Origin of the sequence: Kribbella sp. VKM Ac-2571, from assembly GCF_004362255.1 — a bacterium.
Classification (GTDB): Bacteria; Actinomycetota; Actinomycetes; order Propionibacteriales; family Kribbellaceae; genus Kribbella; species Kribbella pratensis.
Window position 1 is genome coordinate 87331 of record NZ_SNWS01000025.1, and the last position, 18801, is coordinate 106131.

An 18801-nucleotide genomic window follows, 5' to 3' on the forward strand; every position below is an offset into this window, starting at 1 on the left:
GAGTAGACGACATGGCACGACCGATCACCTTGTTCACCGGCCAGTGGGCCGATCTGCCGTTCGAGGAGGTGGCCCGGCTGGCGTCCTCGTGGGGATACGAGGGGCTGGAGATCGCCTGCTGGGGCGACCATCTCGACGTACGACGTGCCGCCGAGGACCCGGCGTACGTCCGGGACCGGCTGGACATCCTCGAGAAGCACAACCTGAAGGTGTGGACGATCTCCAACCACCTGCTCGGGCAGGCGGTCTGCGACGACCCGATCGACCAGCGGCACCAGGCGATCCTGCCCGCGCACATCTGGGGCGACGGCGATCCCGAAGGCGTCCGGCAGCGGGCGGCCGAGGAGATGAAGACGACCGCGCGGGCGGCGCGGGCGCTCGGCGTGGACGTGGTGGTCGGGTTCACCGGGTCGTCGATCTGGAAGACGGTCGCGATGTTCCCGCCGGTGCCGCCGGCGATGATCGAGGCCGGCTACCAGGACTTCGCGGACCGGTGGAACCCGATCCTCGACGTCTTCGACGAGGTGGGTGTGCGTTTCGCGCACGAGGTGCACCCGTCGGAGATCGCGTACGACTACTGGTCGACGACCGCGACGCTGGAGGCGATCGGGCACCGGGAGGCGTTCGGGCTGAACTGGGACCCGTCGCACTTCGTCTGGCAGGACCTCGACCCGGTCGGGTTCCTGTGGGACTTCAAGGACCGGATCTACCACGTCGACTGCAAGGACGCGAAGCGTCAGGTCGGCAACGGGCGGAACGGCCGGATGGGTTCGCACCTCGCCTGGGGCGACCCGCGCCGCGGCTGGGACTTCGTCTCGACCGGGCACGGGGACGTCCCGTGGGAGGCGTGTTTCCGGATGCTCAACTCGATCGGGTACGACGGGCCGATCTCGGTCGAGTGGGAGGACGCGGGGATGGACCGCCTGGTCGGCGCCGCCGAAGCCCTGCAGTTCGTCCGTTCGCTCGCCTTCGACCCGCCGACCGCGTCGTTCGACGCCGCCTTCTCCTCCTAGGAGAGCTTGGCGAAGAAGTTCCGGAGGTCCTCGACCACCAGGTCGGGGACCTCCAGGGCGGCGAAGTGGCCGCCGCGGTCGAATTCGGTGTAGTGCACGACGTCGAACTCCCGCTCGACGAGCTTGCGCACCGTGCTGTCGTTCGGGAACACGGCGAGCCCGGTCGGGACGGCGCAGTGGTCGACCTGCGCGCCCCAGGAGGACTGCGCCTCCCGGTAGAGCCTGGCCTGCGAACCCGCAGTACTCGTCAACCACGTCAGGGTCACGCTGTCGAGGATCTGGTCGTTGCTGACGGCCCCTTCTCGGTGGCCGTAGTCGTCGTACCATTCCAGGTTCCATGCGAGTTGCCCGATCGGGGAGTCGACCAACGCGTACGCGAGCGTCTGCGGGCGCGTTCCCTGGATCGCGGCGTACCCGGACCGCTCGTTCCGCCAGCGGTCGAGCCCGCTCAACCGCTGCTGCTCCGCCTCGCTCAGCTCCTCGCCCTGAGGGAACGCGACGTACCCGTCGAGATGCAGCCCGATCACCCGCTCGGGCACGAGCCGCGCCAGCGCGGGCCCGATCCGCGCTCCCCAGTCGTACCCGTGGACGCCGTACCGCTGGTATCCCAACTGCTCCATCAACGTCACCCACGCCCGCGCGATCCGCTCCACGCCCCACCCGGACGCGCCGGTCACTCCGCTGAACCCGAAGCCGGGCATTGTCGGCACCACCAGGGTGAAGTCCTGGGCCAGCGCGTCGATCACGTCGAGGTAGTCGGACGCGGCGCCAGGCCACCCGTGGAGGAGCAGCAGCGGCGTACCCGAGGACCCGACGTGGAGGTAGTGCACCCGCTGCCCGTCGATCTCGGTCACATACTGCGGATACGCGTTCAACCGTCGTTCGAACCGTCGCCAGTCGTACGCCGACCGCCAGTACTCTGCCACTTCCCGCAGCCGCCCGAGTTCGACGCCGTACGCCGAACCGGCATCAGGCAACTGATCCGGCCATCTGGCCGCCTCCAGCCGTCGCTGCAGCTCGTCCAACTCCGCCTGCGGCACCTCTGCTCGAAACTCCATGGCACCGAGACTAGAACCGGTAGCGGACACCGCGTGACCGCTACGGCTACGCTCGATCTCATGAGTTGGCCGGCGGCGCCTGACCTGCCGCGGCCGCGGATCCTGCGGCAGCGGTGGCTGGATCTGACCTTCGTTCATTGGGCTTTCGCGCCGGAGGATGTGGCGCACTTCTTCCCGAGGGGCACCCGTCCGGACACCTTCGACGGCCGGACGTACGTTGGTCTGGTGCCGTTCCGCATGGTCGGCACCGGACTCCCGTACGGCCCGGCCGTCCCGTACCTCGGGTCGTTCCTGGAGATGAACATCCGCTTGTACTCCGTGGACGAGACGGGCCGGCGTGGTGTCGTTTTCCTGAGCCTCGACGCGAACCGGCTGGCCGTAGTGGCGGCCGCACGCACGATCTTCGGGTTGCCGTACCGCTGGGCGCGGATGCGCCACGAACGCCACGGCAACCACCACGCCTACACGTCGACCGTCCGTGGCTCCGGAGCTCATGCCCTCGTCGGCGTAGACCTGGGCGATCGGCTGCCGATCGGGCCACTAGAGGACTTCCTCACCGCACGCTGGGGCCTGCACGTGCGTCGCGCCGGCCGCACCTGGTACCTCCCGAACCACCACCCGCCCTGGATCCTGCACAGCGCAACCCTCACGTCCCTCGACGCCGACAGTCTCTTGCGCTCGGTGGGGCTCGTCCCGCCGGATCGCCCGCCCGACCATGTCGCGTTCGGCGCCGGCGTCCCGGCTGAGTTCGCCGTACCGCTCAGGCTAGGAGTTCGGCGGTCTGCTGGACGATGAACGGGACGCCCAGTTGACGGGCCCATCGGTTGACCTCGGTCGCGAGGGCCTGTGATCCCTTGACGTCACCCTCGTCACGCAGCAGCAGGGCGAGCAGCGCTTGCTGCGCGAGGGTGGGACGTAGGTGGCCGACCTTCTGGAACAGCTCGGTCGATCGCTCCCACTGCGTCCGCGCGAGGGTCAGATCGCCGGCGGAGTGGGCGTGGTACCCGAGATGGCGGAGCGCCTGCGCCATCAGCAATTCGTCGTCGCACTTCTCGCCGAGCTCCAGCGCGACCTCGTAGTGGTTGCACGCCTCGGCCGGCTGCTCGTACACGTTGTCCGTCATCGCACCTGCCCAGAAGTTCGCCCAGCCCCGCCGAGCGTCGTCGGGAGCCTGCTCGATGAGCGTGCTAGCGCGGCCTCGCAGGTCGTCTCGATCAGCCGCCTGGAACAGGGCCGTGGAGTAGTCCTGGCGGAACGTCAGCATGGCGAGATCCCACGAATCGTCATGGACGGCCGCCAGTGCGGCCGAAGCGTGGTCGGTCGGGTGGCCGAAGTCCTGGTCGACCGCGACCTCGGCCCGGGCGAGCGCGAGTACCGCGCGCTCGGCGGGATAGTCGCTGGTGGCGGCGGTCAGCAGGTCGGTCGCGGCGGTCCACTGGCCGGCACGCATCAGGTGGGCGGCGGCGGTGACGACATCGGTGGCTGTGAGTTGGCTCATGCGCACCACGGTATTTCGACATCGAAATATTTGACAACTAACCTTCAGTGGCTGAAATGTTGGTCGGGTGAAAGATTCCGTGGATGCCCACGTCGACCTCTGGGCCGAGCAGCTCGACGATCTCGATCGGGACGTCGAAGGCATCACCGTCCGGCTCCAGGTGCTGACGCGGTACCTCGAGCGCCGGCGGGAAGCCGTGCTGGCGGCGTACGGGCTGCAACCGTGGGAGTTCAAGACGCTCCACATGCTGCGCCGCGGCGGCACGCCGTACCGCGCGACACCCGGCGAGCTCGCCAAGCAGCTCGGGATGTCGCCGGCCGCGCTGACCAATCGGCTGGACGCCCTCGAGAGCCGCGGGTACGTCGAACGCACTCATGACCGCGACGACCGTCGCAAGGTCGTCGCGACGCTGACCCGCTCGGGCAGCGCTGTCTGGGAGCGCGGCATCGGCGACATCCTGCGGGTCGAGGAGGAACTGATCCAGCACCTGCCCGCAGCCGACCGGACCAGCCTCGACAGCCTGCTCCGGCGACTCGTGCTCGTCACCGAGAAAGATTCCTAGCTGCCGCATGTCAAGTTCGGCCGATCAGATCCGACGTCCCCGTGTAAGCACCGAGAGACCGGAGGACGGACCGATGGAACCGCTGAACCTGATGGTGTCGCTGAGCCACTTCGCCAACGCCGAGCGTGACAACAAGCGCGGACTGAGCGAACCCGCCGGCCGCGGGCGGCGCGAACGGAAGCTTTCAGTACGACGAAATGTGAGGCGGATCTGGGTGACTCGTGCCAGAGTCCTCCCGTGACTGATGCCTTGAAGAAAGACTTGCTCGCGGCGTACGACGACCAGCTGCGGGGGAGCAGCGAGACCGCGGACGTGCCGACGAGCACCGACGGGCCGGTGATCCGTGTCGAGTACCCGAGCCGCGGCTTCGTGAGTTACCGCTCTCTCGATGGTCTCGACGGCGCGGAGATTGACGCCCTGATCGCCCGGCAGCGCGACCACTTCGCCGCCAAGGGACAGGCCGTCGAGTGGAAGCTGCGCGGACACGACCTGCCCGCCGACCTCCCGGACCGGCTGAAGGCCGCCGGGTTCGAGCCCGAGGAGCAGGAGACCGTACTCGTCGCCGAGAGCGCCTCCATTGCAGAGCGCCTGCAGGGCCGCGACGTTGTCGACGGCGTCACGATCCGGCTGGTGAGCGAGCGCGCGGACTTCGAACGCATCGCCGCGATGGAGTCGACGGTCTGGGGTGAGGACTGGTCCTGGCTTACCGACGACCTGGTACGCCGGCACGCGGGCGGCACCGACGTCTACGTCGCCGAGGCCGACGGTCAGGTGGTCTCCGCCGCGTGGGCCGTGTACAAGAAGGGCACCGAGTTCACCGGTCTCTGGGGCGGTTCGACGCTCGCCGAGTGGCGCGGCAAGGGCATCTACAAGGCGCTGGTCGCGATCCGCGCGGCGCGGGCGGTCGAGCTCGGCTACAAGTACCTGCACGTCGACGCCTCCGACGACAGCTCCCCGATCCTCCAGCGTCTCGGCTTCCTCGCAGTCACCACCACAACGCCGTACGTCCACACCCCGGCCTAATGCGGGGCGCGGTACAGGGCATAGTGCATGGGGCCGTTGTGGGGGAGTTCGAGTTCGGCGATGACGGTGAAGCCGAGTGACTCGTAGAAGCTGACGTTCGCCGGGTCCTGGGTTTCCACGAAGGCGGGGGAGTGTGCGGCGTCCGCGGTCGCGAGACCGGGGGTGATGACCGCGCGGCCGAGGCCCTGGCGCTGGTGGTCCGGGTCGACGGCGGCGAGAGCGAGCAGCCAGGCAGGGTCGCGAGGATGGAAGAGCGCGATCGCCTGGCCGTACTCCGTCGTCACCGGCCACCGGGATCCGGCGATCTCCTGGAACGCGGCCGTGTGCGGCGCGAACGCGTCGGCCGGCAGATCGGGCGGGAGCCAGACGGCCACCGCACTCACGTCGTCGGTGACCCAGACGCGGCCGTGGGGCAGCCCGACACCGCTCAGGAACAAGCGGTGGTACGCCGTGAGTCGATCGAGGTAGCCGTCCGGGTCGAAGCACGCGCGGCTCATCGGGTAGTCGGCCAACGCGCGGGTCAAGGTGGTGACGGCGGCGTCGACATCCGAGATGGTTGCCTCGCGCACCTTCATGTGCGGAGCGTTTCGAGAACCAGGTCGGCGACGGCGCGCATACCGGCCGCGTTCGGGTGGTACGAGACGTGGCCGCCCAGATAGGACGGCCGCAGCGTGAACCCGGTGGTCCACGGCTCGGCGGATCCGATCGCGTGGTCCCGGCTCGCCGCCGACGCGGCGACCAGCTCGGCCCCGGACGCGGCGGCCGCCTTCGCGAAAGCCGCCGCGAGACCGTCGGCCATCAGCCCGATGCTCGGCAGCTGTTCCTCGTTGAGCGGTACGTCGAGGCGCGGCCGGGTCGCCGGTCCGACCAGACTGAGGTAGTCGACCAGCAGGATGCGCGCCTCCGGGGAGCGCTCTCTGGCCGTCTCGACCACAGTGGTCAGCGCGTCCGTGACCGTCTGGTAGGACGCGTCGTCCTTGAGGTAGCTGACCCGTGCGCGGATCCGGTTCGCCACCCGGCGGCCGAGGATCGTCGCCGGTTTCGCGACACTGTTCAGGAAACTCCCGCGGAGGAATGTTCCGACGTACTCGAGGTCGTTGCCGCCGACCGTGATCGTCACGAGAGCGGTCTGCGGTGTCAGCGCGTCGAGCTGCGGCGGCGCCTCGTCCTGCGGAGTGTCGAGCACGTGCGCGGTGGTCGCGCCCGAGTACGAGACGTCGACCAGGTCGAGGCCGAGCTCGGCCGCGACGAGGTGCGCGTAGTTGTTGCCCGAGCGACCGGCGGGCGGGTGCACGATCGGGCGGATCCCCGGCCCGGCCGCGAACGAGCTGCCGAGCGCGACGTACCGACTGCCGGAAGCGATCACCGCACCACGATAGATGACCTGGGAGGTACGGTGCCTCGGTGACTGAGGATGTGTTCGGGGCCAGAGGGATCCGTGAACGGGTGCTGGCCGGGTGGGCGGCGGCGCCTGTGCGGTTCCGGGAGGACGCGAACGCCGAGGAGGAGCTTGCTCTCGGCGGGTACGTCGACCGGCTCGTAATCGAACTCGCCCAGAACGCCGCCGACGCGGCCACCCGCGCCGGCACCCCCGGCCGCGTCCTGTACGAGTTCCGCGAAAACACCCTCGTAGTAGCCAACACCGGCGCCCCGCTCGACGCAGAGGGCGTGGAGTCACTGGCAACCCTGCGAGCCTCGGCCAAACGCGTTGATCGGGCGGGCTCCTCGGTCGGGCGGTTCGGGGTCGGGTTCTCTGCGGTTCTCTCGGTGACGGATGAGCCGGTGGTGTTGTCGCGGACTGGGGGTGTGCGGTTCTCGAAGGCTGACACCGCCGCGGCGATCGCCGACCTGGGAAACGCGTCGCTGGACATCGAGCTGCGGCGTCGTGACGGTCAAGTGCCTGTCCTGCGCCTCCCCTTCGCGACCGAAGGCGAGCCGCCCGCCGGCTACGACACCGCGGTCATCCTCCCGCTCCGCGACGAGGCCGCCGCCGACCTCGTACGCCGCCTGCTCACCGAAGCCGACGACGCGCTGCTGCTGGCGCTCCCAGGCCTCGGACGCATCGAGATCGAAACCGACGACACCCACCGGATCCTGGAGAACGCGGCCGACCGCTGGCACATCCACCGCGCCGCCGGCACGTTCACCACCGCCGAACGCGAGCACCTCCTCGCCGACCGCCCCACCGAAGAACGCACCCGCCCAACCTGGTCAGTCGTCTGGGCCCTGCCCCGCAGCCCTCTCACCGAACTACCGCGGGTAGTCCACGCACCCACCCCGACCGACGAACCGTTCTCCCTCCCAGCGTTGCTCCTGGCAACCTTCCCGCTCGACTCCACCCGGCGCCACGTGGCAAAGGGCCCGCTGACGGATCGGCTGGTTCAGGAAGCAGCGACGTCGTACGCCGAACTCCTCCGCCAACGAGCCGACCACCGGGACGACGTAATGCCCCTGGTTCCGACCGGCCTACCGGCGGGGGCACTCGATCGCATGCTCCGTGACGAAATCCTCCGCGTACTACCAGGCATCCCCATCCTCCCCGCAGTCGACGGAACCGTCCTGCGACCGAGCGAGGCAGTCGTCGTGGACGGTGCCGACGAAGCGTTCAACGAGGTCCTGGCACCACTCGTACCAGGTCTGATTCACGCCCGCCGCGAGGACCGCCTCGCCCTCGACGCCCTGCAGGTACGACGCATTGAACTGGCCGAGGTGGTGGATCAGCTAGGGGGAGAGGAACCGCCCGGCTGGTGGCGCACGCTCTACGCCGCGCTCTCGACCATGGTCACCGACCCACTGATCCGCGAATCCCTCGGTACCCTCCCGGTCCCGCTCGCCGATGGCCGGCTTGTCCGCGGCGCCCGCGGTCTGCTCCTGCCCGGACCTGAGATCCCGGTCGACACGCTCGCCGCGTTCGGTGCGTACGGCGTACGCGTCGTACACCCGGATGCCGTCGACCCCGTTCTCGAACGCCTCGGCGCGATCCCCGCCACGCCACGCTCGCTCCTCGAAGATGGAGCCGTCCGTGCCGCGGTCGAGCATTCCGCGGAAGCCGATGACCCGGACGCGATCGCGCACGCTGTCCTGAGCCTGGTCGCCGCCGACCCCACGCAGGCCGAGGGCCTGTGGTGGCTCTCCGATCTCGTACTTCGCGACGCGGACGGCGAACTCGTTCCCGCGAACGCCCTGGTCGTCGCCGGTTCCGACGCGCAAGCAGTGCTCGACGCCGACGAGGTCGCGCCGATCGCCGGCGACCTCCTCGACCGCTACGGCCTGCCCGCGCTGGAGGCCGTCGGCGTCCTCGCCTCGCTCGGCGTCGTCGCCGCATCCGACGTGGCCCTCGACCGCCTCCCCGAAGCCCTCCAGGACCTCGACGGCATCGAGGACTGGGCGTACGACGTCGCACCCGACGGATCCCGGTACGGCGCGACTGTCGGCGAGCTCGAAGCGATCCGCGACCTCGACTGGATCACCGACGACAGCTGGCCGAAAGTACTGCAGCTCCTGGGATCCGACCCCGAGTTACGGCGAGCGCTCGTCACCCAGGTGCGGGTCGTCGGACCGGACGACCGGCCGCTCGGCGTACCGTCGTACGCCGCCTGGTGGATCCGTGAGCACGTGCTGCTCGACGACGGCGAACCGCTCGCCGGACGCGCGGACCCCGCCGCCGAACCGGTACTCGCAACCTTCCTCGACGAAGCGCCCGCCTGGACGGCCGGCCTCGATCCCGAGGTGCGTACGGCGGTTGGTCTGGTGCGCGATGTCGGCGACCTTGATGCGGACGGCCTCGGTCTGGTCCTCGACCGGCTGGCCGACCCCGAACGGGACGTCGACGAACCATCGATCCTGCGGCTGTGGAACCGGCTCGGGACGCTCGCGTTGTTCCCGGGCGCCGCGCCGGTGCATGTCCGCGTGCTGGACGCCGGCGGCGGGACCCGAGTCACCGATGCGGATGGCGCGGTCGTGGTCGACGGGCCGATGTGGGTGCAGCGCGAGGACCTCGGCGGGTTCGTGATCGGATCCGGTGCCGCGGCGGACGGGCTCAGCGACCTGTTCGACGTACCGCTCGCCCAGGAAGTTGCCGAGGGCAAAATCGACGGCGAAGGTACGGCGGCCGATGTGCCGGCGATCGTCCGCGAACTCGTGCCCGAGGTGCCGGCGACGTGGTGGGAGCACGAGGAGCTCGCCGTCGACGGCGTCGAGGTCTCGTGGTGGGTCGACGCCGACGGCGCTCCGCACGCGGCGACGTTCGACGGCCTGGCGAAGGCGCTCGCGTGGGCCGCCGGGCGATGGGACCGGCGCCATGTGATCCGCGCGGTTCTCAACGAACCGGACCGTTCGGTGGAACTTCTGGTCGACGCCGTCTACGACTGACCGGAACTGGCCGCGGGCCCGGAAAGTACACGCCGCGTAACTGCGTTTGGAAGCGTTTCCGCCTACGGGAGTCACGCAGAGCGAGCAACGTTGTCAAAGGTTGGTATATCCACTGAGCTGCGGATATGACGTCTTCACTTCAACGTGGCAACGAACTCTTGTCAACGTTGTCAACGCTACTTATAGTCCGTGGCACCTCTCGGTCGGTGATCCGCCAGTCCACGCAACGTCAACGGAGGTGACCTTCGTCATGAACACGGAGTCCCACAGCGATGGCCCAGCGCCGCGCCCGCAGTACGAAGATGTCGAGGACGTCGTCCGGTACCAATTGACCCGGCGAAGCATGATCGGTGGAGGTGCCGCCGCGCTGACCGCCTTCCTGGCCGCCTGTTCCGGCGGTGGCTCCTACTCCGACAAGCCGGCCAACAGCAACAAGCCGGTCGCCACCAAGTCCATCCAGATCGGCAAGGCCAACATCCCGGTCCCGCGGGACCAGACGGTGATCGTCGGGCAGGTCGAGTACACGGTGTTCGACAGCTTCAACGGGATGATCCCCAACGGATCTCCGGGCGGTGCCGGCGTGGAGCTGGCCACCGAGCCGCTGTTCTTCCTCAGTTTCGCCACCGGCAAGCTCACGCCGTGGCTGGCGACCGAGTACAAGTACAACGACGACCACACCGAGCTGACCCTGAAGTTCGACCCGAAGGCGCACTGGAACGACGGCCAGCCGCTCGGCGCGAACGACTTCAAGTTCACGGTCATGGCGCTCAAGGACCGGCCCGACCTGTTCGGTGGCGGCGGCGACCTGAAGGAGTTCGTCAAGACGGTCGAGGTTCCGGATCCGCAGACAGCGGTGGTCAAGTTCCTGAAGCCGACGCCGCGGTTCCACTACAACTTCATCGCCGCGATCGCGGGCGCGCCGAACAACATCATGCCCGAGCACATCTGGAAGTCGCAGGACCTGACGAAGTACAAGGACAACCCGCCGGTCCGCTCCGGCCCGTACAAGCTGAAGCAGGCGATCCGGAACCAGAAGATGTTCGTCTGGGAGAAGGACCCGAACTACTGGAACAAGGACAAGCTCGACGTCAAGCCGCAGTACGTGATCTTCCAGAGCACCTCGAAGCAGCTCGACCAGGCATCGCTGGCGTTCGAGCGCGCCGAGTTCGACGTCGGCTCGATCGACACCCAGCACGCCACGCAGCTGGCCAACACCGGCTACCCGAACCTGGTCACGACGCAGTTCCACGACCCGAACCCACGGGTGATGTGGCTGAACTGCGACCCGGCCCGGGGCGTGATGGCCGAGGAGAAGATGCGCTGGGCGATCAACTACTGCCTCGACCGGGACAAGATCGGTACGTCGGTCTGGGACGTCAAGGTGCCGCCCGCGATCTACCCGTGGGCCGACTACCCGACCAACGACAAGTGGAAAGACGACGAGCTCGCAGGAAAGTACAAGTTCGAGTACAGCCTCGAGAAGGCGACTCAGCTGCTCGATGAGATCGCTCCGAAGAACGCGGCCGGCAAGCGCACCTACAAGGGCAAGGAGATCAACCTCGAGATCATCACGCCCGCGCAGGTCGACAAGGCCGAGTACGCCATCGCGAACGTGCTGAAGACCGACCTCGCCAAGGTCGGGGTGCCCTGCACCCTGCGCAGCCTGTCCGGCAGCGTGCACGACGAGAAGTTCCAGCGCGGCGAGTACGACATCGACTCGAGCTGGGCCGGGTTCGCCATCGACCCCGAGCAGCTGTACACCGACTGGGAGAGCAGCAAGGCACAGCCGATCGGCAAGAACGCCGCCGGTAAGAACAAGATGCGCTTCAAGGACCCGGAGTTCGACGCGATCTCGCAGAAGCTGTCCGGGATGGACCCGGACAGCGAGGAGGCGAAGCCGCTGCTCAAGCAGGCCTTGGAGATCTACTTCCAGAAGCTGCCGCTGCTGCCGGTGATCCAGACCGGATACCCGCAGTTCTTCAACACCGCCTTCTGGAAGGACTGGCCGACCGACGACAACCTGTACGAGGTGCCGCTGAACTGGTGGCCGCACTTCATCCTGGTGCTCGGCAAGATCTCGCCCACCGGCCAGAAGGGACCGGCGTGACGGCGGAGGCCCCGCCCGTGGTAGCTGTCGACAAGAGCCAGGACTCCGCGCCGCCGTCGGGGGTGCGGGCCTGGCTGTCGCGGCATCCACTGGCGGCGTACGCGATCCGTAGGCTCGGGCTCTACTTCGTGGAGCTCTGGGGAGCGCTCACCATCGCGTTCTTCTTCTTCCGCCTGATCCCGGGCGACCCGGTCCAGACCCTGATCCAGACGCTGCAGCAGAACTACATGTACAACCAGCAGGCGAGCACCGAGCTCATCGCCCGCTACCAGCAGGAGTTCGGTCTCACCGGGAACATTTTCTCCCAGTACCTGAAGTACATGGACAAACTCGTTCTGCACGGTGATCTCGGGCCGAGCCTGATCAACTACCCGACGCCGGCCCAGGACGTGATCCTCAGATCGTTGCCCTGGACAATCGGTCTGCTCGGGATCTCCGCGGTGCTGGCCTGGGTCCTCGGCGTGCTCCTCGGCGCGATCGCGGGCTGGCGGCGCGGGAAGCTCGGTTCCGCGATCGCGACCAACCTGTCGATCGCGCTCTCCCACGTTCCGTACTTCTTCGTCGCGCTGATCCTGGTCTACATCTTCGCGTACTCGATGGGCGTGCTGCCTGCGAGATCGGCGTACGACTCCAACATCAGTCCGGGGATCTCGCTGGAGTTCATCGGCAGCGTGCTCAAGTACGGGCTGCTGCCGGGGTTGTCGATCGTGATCATCGGGACGTTCAGCTGGATCCTGTCCACCCGGATGCTGATGGTCCCGGTGCTCGGCGAGGACTACCTGGTGTACGCCGAGGCCAAAGGCCTGAAGGGCTGGCGGATCCTGACCCGGTACGCGCTGCGGAACTGCTACCTGCCGCAGATCACCGCGTTCGGCATCTCGCTCGGCTTCATCTTCAACGGCAACGTGCTGGTCGAGCAGCTGTTCAACTACCCGGGTCTCGGGACCACGCTGGTCACCGCGATCCAGCAGCTCGACTTCAACACGATCCTCGGCGTCACCGATATCGCGATCTTCTCGGTGCTGACCGCCGTACTCCTCCTCGACCTCCTGCTCCCGCTGCTTGACCCGCGGGTCAAGTACTGGAAGTGATGACGATGAGAATTCTGACCGCGGTGCTGCGGACGATCCGGAACAGCCGGCGACTGGCGGCCGGGCTGATCATCCTCGGGGTGATGGTGCTGCTGGCGTTGTTCAGCCCGCTGATCGTGAACGCGATCGGGGGCGGCAAGGATCCGATCGAGGTGGCGGCGTACGAGAAGTGGCTGGTGCCCGGACCCGGGCATCTGTTGGGCACCGACCAGTTCGGCCGGGACGTGTTCGCGATGGTGATGAAGGCGCTGTCGGTCTCGCTCCAGATCGGGGCGATCGCGGGCATCATCTCCACCGTCGCGGGCGTGATCGTGGCGTTCGTGGCCGGCTACAAGGGCGGCTGGATCGACGGCATCCTGTCGACGTTCACCGGGATCCTGCTGGTGATCCCGACGTTCCCGCTGCTGATCGCGCTGTCGGCGTACGCGAAGAACGTGAGTCTGTTCCAGGTCGGCGTGATGATCTCGATCTTCTCGTGGCCGTTCGCGGCCAAGACCATCCGTTCCCAGGTGCTCAGCCTGCGGACCCGGCCGTACGTCGACCTGGCGCGGGTGAGCAAGGCCCGCGACCTGGAGATCATCGTCACCGAGCTGCTGCCGAACCTGCTGCCGTTCATCGGCGTCGGGTTCGCGTCCTCGGCGCTCGGCGCGATCTTCGGACTGGTCGGCCTGGAGGTGATCGGGCTCGGGCCGGGCGGTGTCGTCGACCTCGGCCAGATCATCTACAACGCGATCACCACCGGCGCGCTGACGCTCGGGGCGTGGCCGATGTTCGTGGTCCCGATCGTGTTGCTGACGCTGCTGTTCGCGGCGCTCAACATGGTGAACATCGGGTTGGAAGAGGTCTACAACCCGCGGCTGAGGGGAGTGGCAGGTGAGTGACTCTGTCTTGGAGATCAAGGGGCTCGAGGTCGTCTACTCCACCAACCGCGGCGACGTGAAGGCGGTCCGCGGGATCGATCTCGACGTACGCCGCGGTGAGATCCTCGGGATCGCGGGGGAGTCGGGCAGCGGGAAGAGCACGCTCGCGGTCGCGCTGCTCCGGCTCCTGAAGGCGCCGGGCAAGGTGACCGGCGGCTCGGTGATGTTCCACCCGGCCGGCCGTTCGCCGGTGGACCTGCTGAAGGTCCATGGCGAGGAGCTCCGGGTACTGCGGTGGAGTGCTCTCTCGTATCTCCCGCAGGGTTCGATGAGCTCGCTGAACCCGGTGATGCGGGTGTACGACCAGTTCAAGGACGTGATCGTCGAGCACGCGCCGGACCGCAAGGAAGCGGTGTCGGACATGATCCCGCGGCTGCTCGCACAGGTCGGTCTCGAGCCGCGGGTGGCCCGGATGTACCCGCACGAGCTGTCCGGCGGGATGAAGCAACGGGTGCTGATGGCCATCGCGGTCGCGCTCGAACCCGACCTGGTGATCGCGGACGAGCCGACCACGGCGCTCGACGTGACGATCCAGCGGGTGATCCTGCAGTCGCTCGCGGATCTGCGCACCGACTTCGGCGTGACCCTGATGGTGATCTCGCACGACATGGGCGTGCACGCACAGCTGGTGGACCGGGTCGCGGTGATGTACGAGGGACAGCTCGTCGAGGTCGGCGACGTACGGCAGGTCTTCAAGGACCCGCAGGACGCCTACACCCGGCAGCTGATCGAGTCGATCCCGAAGCTCGGACGGAGGGCATCATGAGGCCTGGTCGAGAACATTTGGCGGAGCTCGAACTTCGTGGCGTACAGCAACGGTTCCACGCCCGCGGGGTCGCCGACGGCTACATCACCGCGGTGGACGACGTGAGCTTCAGCCTGGCTGCGTCGCCACCGCAGATCGTCAGCCTGGTCGGTCAGAGCGGCAGCGGGAAGAGCACGATCGCCCGCAACGTCCTCGGCCTGCAGAAGCCCACGGCCGGATCCGTGCTGTACGGCGGGAAGGACATCTTCAAACTGAGCCGGGCCGAGTACGACGAGTACCGGCGCGACGTACAACCCGTGTTCCAGGATCCGTACGCGATCTTCAATCCGTTCTACCGGGTCGATCGCGTGCTCTGGAAGGCCCTGAAGAAGTTCAAGCTCGCGGACACCCGCGCCAAGGGGCTCGAGCTGATCGAGGACTCGCTGCGCGCCGTCCGGCTCGAGCCGGAGAACGTGCTCGGGCGGTACCCGCACCAGCTGTCCGGCGGTCAGCGGCAACGCATCATGCTGGCCCGGGTCCACATGCTGCGCCCGTCGTTCATCATCGCCGACGAGCCGGTGTCGATGCTGGACGCCCAGGTGCGCAAGCACTTCCTGGACATCCTGCTCGACTTCCAGACCGAGCACGGGATGACGACGCTGTTCATCACCCACGACCTGTCCACGGTGTACTACCTCGGCGGCGAGGTCATGGTCATCACCAAGGGCCAGATCGTCGAACGCGGCCCGGTCTCCACGGTGATGCACGAGCCCTCCCACCCGTACACCAAGCTCCTCCTCGACTCCATCCCGCAACCCGACCCCGACCAACGCTGGACCAGCCGCATCGCCGTCGACGAACTGGAACGCGTCGACGACGCAAACCCCGCCGCCGACACAAAGCCGGAAGCCCCGATCCTGTAGATCGGGGCTCCGGCTCCGGCTGTCAAACGGTCTTGATGGCGGGGTCGCTGAGGCTGGGGGTGCCGGTTTCTACATGGCCGGCCAGGCGGCGGAGGTAGGTCGTGTCGGTGGCGGTGCTGATCGAGACGTCGTACCAGCCGTTCGTGGTGGTGATGGTCCGGGTGGTGGTGCCCTTGGGTAGGTCGAGATTCTGGGCAGTGCCGGCGTACGTGTTGGTGATCGTGATGCGGCGGGCGGTGTCGGAGGTGAGCGTGAGTACGACGTTGCCGGTGGCGGCATTCTCACCGGCGGTGAGTTCCAGGCCGGTGGCGGGCTTGCCCTTGAAGGTGCGGAGGAAGCCGTTCGGGCCGTGGACGGTGAGGTCGGTGACGCCGGCCGAGTAGATCGGGTTCCAGCTGTCGGCGACGGTCTTGCCGGCCTCGGTGGTGTACGTCCACGGGCCGTCGGTGCGGTTCGCCGAGGTGACCAGGAACTGCGCGCCCGCCCGCGGCCCGGAGCTGAACGTCAGCCTGTACTTGCTGTCGGCAACGGCCCCGTCGACGACCGGTGCGTAGGGTAACGGCCGGGTACGGCGGCGCCCGCGTTCCTGCGCCGGAACCTTGCCGATCGCGGGCGGCGTCGGCACGTAGTCCGGGTGCCGCTTGTTGTCCGGCGGCTCGTACGCGCTGGTGTCGGGAAGGGTCGCCGGCTGCGTCGCCGCCGTACCGAAATCGAAGGCCGACGTCAGGTCGCCGCAGATCGCCCGGCGCCACGGCGAGATGTTCGGTTCGTGGACGCCGAAACGGGACTCCATGAACCGGATGATCGACGTGTGGTCGAACACCTCGGAGCAGGTGTAGCCGCCGGTGCTCCACGGCGACACCACGAGCATCGGCACCCGCTGGCCGAGACCGTAGGCGCCGTGCGCGGCCTTCGACCCGGTGTACAGATCGAGGCCCGCGTCGACCGTCGACAGGCCCTGATTGGCATCCATCGGCGGGTACGGCGGTACGACGTGGTCGAAGAAGCCGTCGTTCTCGTCGTACGTGATGAACAGCGCGGTCTTGCTCCACACCTCGGGGTTCGCGGTGAGCGCGTCGAGGACCTGGGAGATGTACCAGGCGCCGTAGTTGGCCGGCCAGTTCGGGTGCTCGGTGAACGCCTCGGGCGCCGCGATCCACGAGATCTTCGGCAGGCGGTTGTTCTGCACATCGGCAGTGAGCTGGGCGAACAGGCTCTCGCCGGCCTTCGCGTTCGTGCCGGTGCGAGCCTTGTCGTACAACGGGTTCCCGGGCTGCGCGGTGCGGTACTTGTTGAAGTACAGCAGCGAGTTGTCGCCGTAGTTCCCGCGGTATGCGTCGTCGATCCAGCCCCACCCGTGGTCGCCGTCGAGGCCGTCACCGATGTCCTGGTAGATCTTCCACGAGACCCCGGCCTGCTCGAGCCGTTCCGGGTACGTCGTCCACCCGTAGCCGGCCTCGTCGTTGCCGAGGACCGGGCCGCCGCCCGTGCCGTCGTTGCCCGTGTAGCCGGTCCACATGTAGTAACGGTTCGGGTCGGTGGAGCCCATGAACGAGCAGTGGTACGCGTCGCACACCGTGAACTTGTCCGCGAGCGCGTAGTGGAACGGGATGTCCTCACGGGTCAGGTACGCCATCGTGGTCGACGTCTTCGCCGGGATCCACTGGTCGTACTTGCCGTTGTTCACCGCCAGGTGCGCGTCGGACCAGCTGTGCGCGAGATCCTGGATGAACTGCATCCCGAGGTTGTCGGCCTCCGGCCGGAACGGCAGGATCTCCTTGCCGGCGGCACTTTTCTGGTACCACACCGGCTTGCCGCTCGGCAGGGTGACCGGTCGCGGGTCACCGAACCCGCGGACGCCGTTCAGACTGCCGAAGTAGTGGTCGAACGACCGGTTCTCCTGCATCAGGACGACGATGTGTTCGACGTCCTGGATACTGCCGAACCGGCGATGCGCGGGGATCGCGGCGGCCTGCTCGATACTGTTCGCCATCGCAGCGAACGCTGCCGACGCTCCGGCCAACTGCAGGAACCTACGGCGATTGATGTCTGGCATGACAGCTCTCCTCGTGGGGCGGGACGGCTGGAGTGTTCAGCACCAGTGATTCATCAGGCGCACGTCCACCCAAACAACCGGCATACGAGCCATGAACGAGCACCGCCGTGGACCATAGCGCGCAAACTTGTCCCCTTACAAGATTCAGCGCGCAGAATTTTGCAGAGGTGACACGGAGACCCGGGGAGCGTCCCTGCTGAATCGGGGCGCCATGTTCACCTCGTCGGGCATGGCGGGTGGCTGGCGCATTCCGTACTTGCCGAGTACTGCGCAGCGCAGCCGCGGACCTGCCTCGGCCACGAACGGCAGCCCGAATCGAGTGCCCATCGAGAAGCCGAGATACGCGACGCAGCCGGCATCGATGACCTCCAGCTGGCTGATGGCATCCAGGGTCCCACACCAGTCGGCGATCATGCTGTCGGTGACCGTGTCGACCCCGATCGCCGCCATCCGGTCCTGGTACTGCCGACTGTCGACCGGCTCTGTTGTCCGGTCACCGTGGTACGGACCATCAATTGCGACGGCTGCGATCCGCGATCCGGCGAACCACCGGGCCAGACGCTGCTGCCGGTCGGCTCTCTTGTGACCGCTGCCACCATGCCCCATGAGCACGAGCGGAAGAGGCCGCTCAGACCGCGCGGGTAGCCACAAGACGCCCGGGACAACATCCACGCCCAGCACCAACTGAAACCGACGCTCGACGACGCCGCGCTCGATGACCGGCTCACCAATCCACTGCAGTACGTCCACATGTCCTCCTGCCCGCATCCGACCATGACGCGGGGGACTGGTGGAAGTTCAGCCGGTTGAACTCGGCGCGTTCGCTGACGCAAGGCCGGATCCACGAGCGAAGGCATGGTCTGATGCTTGTGCTGGTACGTCGCGCTACGCCGCGGCGTTGTTGTCGGGTGAATCGCGGGCCTCGCCACGCGGGTCCGTTGCGCTCTCGTCGTCGATGTTGCCGTCGTCTTCGCGCTCTGGGCCTTGGGCACTCCGAGGGTCGCGCAGGCGGTCGCTGTCGTGCGCGTCGCCCCAGGGGTTGAGGCGTGCGGTTTCCTCGGGCGTGATCCACGGTGGATCGGTGTCTCTGGGCCAGGCGCGTACGGGTGCCCCGGCGCCGGCCGCGTCGGGTCTGCTTGTGCCGGAGGTGGTTGTAGGTGGGCGGTATCTGTTGCGGGGGATCGTGGCGGGGGTGGCCCAGGTGGGGCGGGTGACCTGGACGGTGCCGTTGGTGATTTGGATGTTCCAGTGGCCGGCGTGCAGGTCGCGGTGGCAGCGTTTGCAGAGCAGAGGCTGTCGCACGAATCGCGTGTCTTCTGGAGTGGGATCGGGTCCGTGAGAAATACTTTGGTGTGGCTGTGAATGTGCGTTGTGGCGATGTGGATCAGTTGATGTTGATGCCGCCGTCGGTGCGGGAATGGCTGCCTGAGGGCC

At 67.6% G+C, this 18801-nt stretch carries 18 protein-coding genes; 11 read left to right on the forward strand and 7 right to left on the reverse strand.

Translation table 11 applies throughout. The features are described from left to right. The first annotated feature begins 11 nt into the window (after nt 1–11). Nucleotides 12–1013, forward strand: a complete 1002-nt coding sequence (locus EV651_RS38260) for a sugar phosphate isomerase/epimerase (RefSeq protein WP_133790575.1) — start codon at nt 12–14, stop codon at nt 1011–1013. Here the strand turns inward: EV651_RS38260 and EV651_RS38265 are convergent. After that, complete coding sequence (locus tag EV651_RS38265) at nt 1010–2071, reverse strand: epoxide hydrolase family protein (protein WP_133790577.1); 1062 nt, start codon at nt 2069–2071, stop codon at nt 1010–1012. The genes EV651_RS38260 and EV651_RS38265 overlap by 4 nt on opposite strands. Before the next feature lie 60 nt (nt 2072–2131). On the opposite strand from EV651_RS38265, the gene EV651_RS38270 reads away from it, so the two are divergent. Further along, complete coding sequence (locus EV651_RS38270) at nt 2132–2866, forward strand: YqjF family protein (RefSeq protein ID WP_133790579.1); 735 nt, start codon at nt 2132–2134, stop codon at nt 2864–2866. Here the strand turns inward: EV651_RS38270 and EV651_RS38275 are convergent. Continuing rightward, entirely contained in the window at nt 2832–3569 is a 738-nt protein-coding gene (locus tag EV651_RS38275) for a hypothetical protein (protein ID WP_133790581.1), read from the reverse strand. The genes EV651_RS38270 and EV651_RS38275 overlap by 35 nt on opposite strands. 67 nt (nt 3570–3636) lie before the next feature. Here EV651_RS38275 and EV651_RS38280 point away from each other — a divergent pair, with 67 nt between their 5' ends. From EV651_RS38280 to EV651_RS38285, 3 genes are all read left to right on the forward strand, one after another. Continuing rightward, nucleotides 3637–4131, forward strand: a complete 495-nt coding sequence (locus EV651_RS38280) for a MarR family winged helix-turn-helix transcriptional regulator (protein ID WP_238157467.1) — start codon at nt 3637–3639, stop codon at nt 4129–4131. Between the two features lie 73 nt (nt 4132–4204). After that, nucleotides 4205–4372, forward strand: a complete 168-nt coding sequence (locus EV651_RS41695; protein ID WP_166658926.1) for a hypothetical protein — start codon at nt 4205–4207, stop codon at nt 4370–4372. Beyond that, nucleotides 4369–5154 (forward strand): GNAT family N-acetyltransferase, encoded by a 786-nt coding sequence (locus EV651_RS38285; RefSeq protein ID WP_133790583.1) that lies wholly within the window; start codon nt 4369–4371, stop codon nt 5152–5154. The genes EV651_RS41695 and EV651_RS38285 overlap by 4 nt, the downstream gene beginning before the upstream one ends. Here the strand turns inward: EV651_RS38285 and EV651_RS38290 are convergent. Both EV651_RS38290 and EV651_RS38295 read right to left on the reverse strand, forming a co-directional pair. Beyond that, nucleotides 5151–5729 (reverse strand): GNAT family N-acetyltransferase, encoded by a 579-nt coding sequence (locus EV651_RS38290; RefSeq protein ID WP_133790585.1) that lies wholly within the window; start codon nt 5727–5729, stop codon nt 5151–5153. The two genes, EV651_RS38285 and EV651_RS38290, sit on opposite strands and share 4 nt — an antisense overlap. Beyond that, nucleotides 5726–6520, reverse strand: a complete 795-nt coding sequence (locus EV651_RS38295) for an SGNH/GDSL hydrolase family protein (protein WP_202870711.1) — start codon at nt 6518–6520, stop codon at nt 5726–5728. Before EV651_RS38295 ends, EV651_RS38290 begins: the two co-directional genes overlap by 4 nt. Nucleotides 6521–6558: 38 nt before the next feature. On the opposite strand from EV651_RS38295, the gene EV651_RS38300 reads away from it, so the two are divergent. The 6 genes from EV651_RS38300 (at nt 6559) to EV651_RS38325 (ending at nt 15311) form a co-directional block, all read left to right on the forward strand. Next, the gene (locus EV651_RS38300) at nt 6559–9525 is read left to right on the forward strand and encodes a sacsin N-terminal ATP-binding-like domain-containing protein (RefSeq protein WP_133790587.1); all 2967 of its coding nucleotides are present in this window, start codon (nt 6559–6561) and stop codon (nt 9523–9525) included. A 250-nt stretch (nt 9526–9775) separates the two neighbouring features. Beyond that, nucleotides 9776–11632, forward strand: coding sequence for an ABC transporter substrate-binding protein (locus tag EV651_RS38305; RefSeq protein WP_133790589.1), 1857 nt, complete (start codon nt 9776–9778; stop codon nt 11630–11632). Then, nucleotides 11629–12723, forward strand: a complete 1095-nt coding sequence (locus EV651_RS38310) for an ABC transporter permease (protein ID WP_133790591.1) — start codon at nt 11629–11631, stop codon at nt 12721–12723. The genes EV651_RS38305 and EV651_RS38310 overlap by 4 nt, the downstream gene beginning before the upstream one ends. Nucleotides 12724–12728: 5 nt before the next feature. After that, nucleotides 12729–13604, forward strand: a complete 876-nt coding sequence (locus EV651_RS38315) for an ABC transporter permease (RefSeq protein ID WP_238157468.1) — start codon at nt 12729–12731, stop codon at nt 13602–13604. Continuing rightward, the gene (locus EV651_RS38320; RefSeq protein ID WP_133790595.1) at nt 13597–14409 is read left to right on the forward strand and encodes an ABC transporter ATP-binding protein; all 813 of its coding nucleotides are present in this window, start codon (nt 13597–13599) and stop codon (nt 14407–14409) included. The genes EV651_RS38315 and EV651_RS38320 overlap by 8 nt, the downstream gene beginning before the upstream one ends. Continuing rightward, the gene (locus EV651_RS38325) at nt 14406–15311 is read left to right on the forward strand and encodes an ABC transporter ATP-binding protein (protein ID WP_133790597.1); all 906 of its coding nucleotides are present in this window, start codon (nt 14406–14408) and stop codon (nt 15309–15311) included. Before EV651_RS38320 ends, EV651_RS38325 begins: the two co-directional genes overlap by 4 nt. Before the next feature lie 22 nt (nt 15312–15333). On the opposite strand, the gene EV651_RS38330 is transcribed toward EV651_RS38325, so the two are convergent. The 3 genes from EV651_RS38330 to EV651_RS38340 form a co-directional block, all read right to left on the reverse strand. Then, on the reverse strand, nt 15334–17367 hold the full coding sequence (locus tag EV651_RS38330; RefSeq protein WP_133790599.1) for a phosphocholine-specific phospholipase C: 2034 nt from the start codon (nt 17365–17367) through the stop codon (nt 15334–15336). Nucleotides 17368–17511: 144 nt separating this feature from the next. Further along, complete coding sequence (locus tag EV651_RS38335; protein ID WP_133790601.1) at nt 17512–18117, reverse strand: dienelactone hydrolase family protein; 606 nt, start codon at nt 18115–18117, stop codon at nt 17512–17514. 135 nt (nt 18118–18252) lie between these two features. Further along, the gene (locus EV651_RS38340) at nt 18253–18669 is read right to left on the reverse strand and encodes a hypothetical protein (RefSeq protein ID WP_133790603.1); all 417 of its coding nucleotides are present in this window, start codon (nt 18667–18669) and stop codon (nt 18253–18255) included. Nucleotides 18670–18801: the final 132 nt, after the last annotated feature.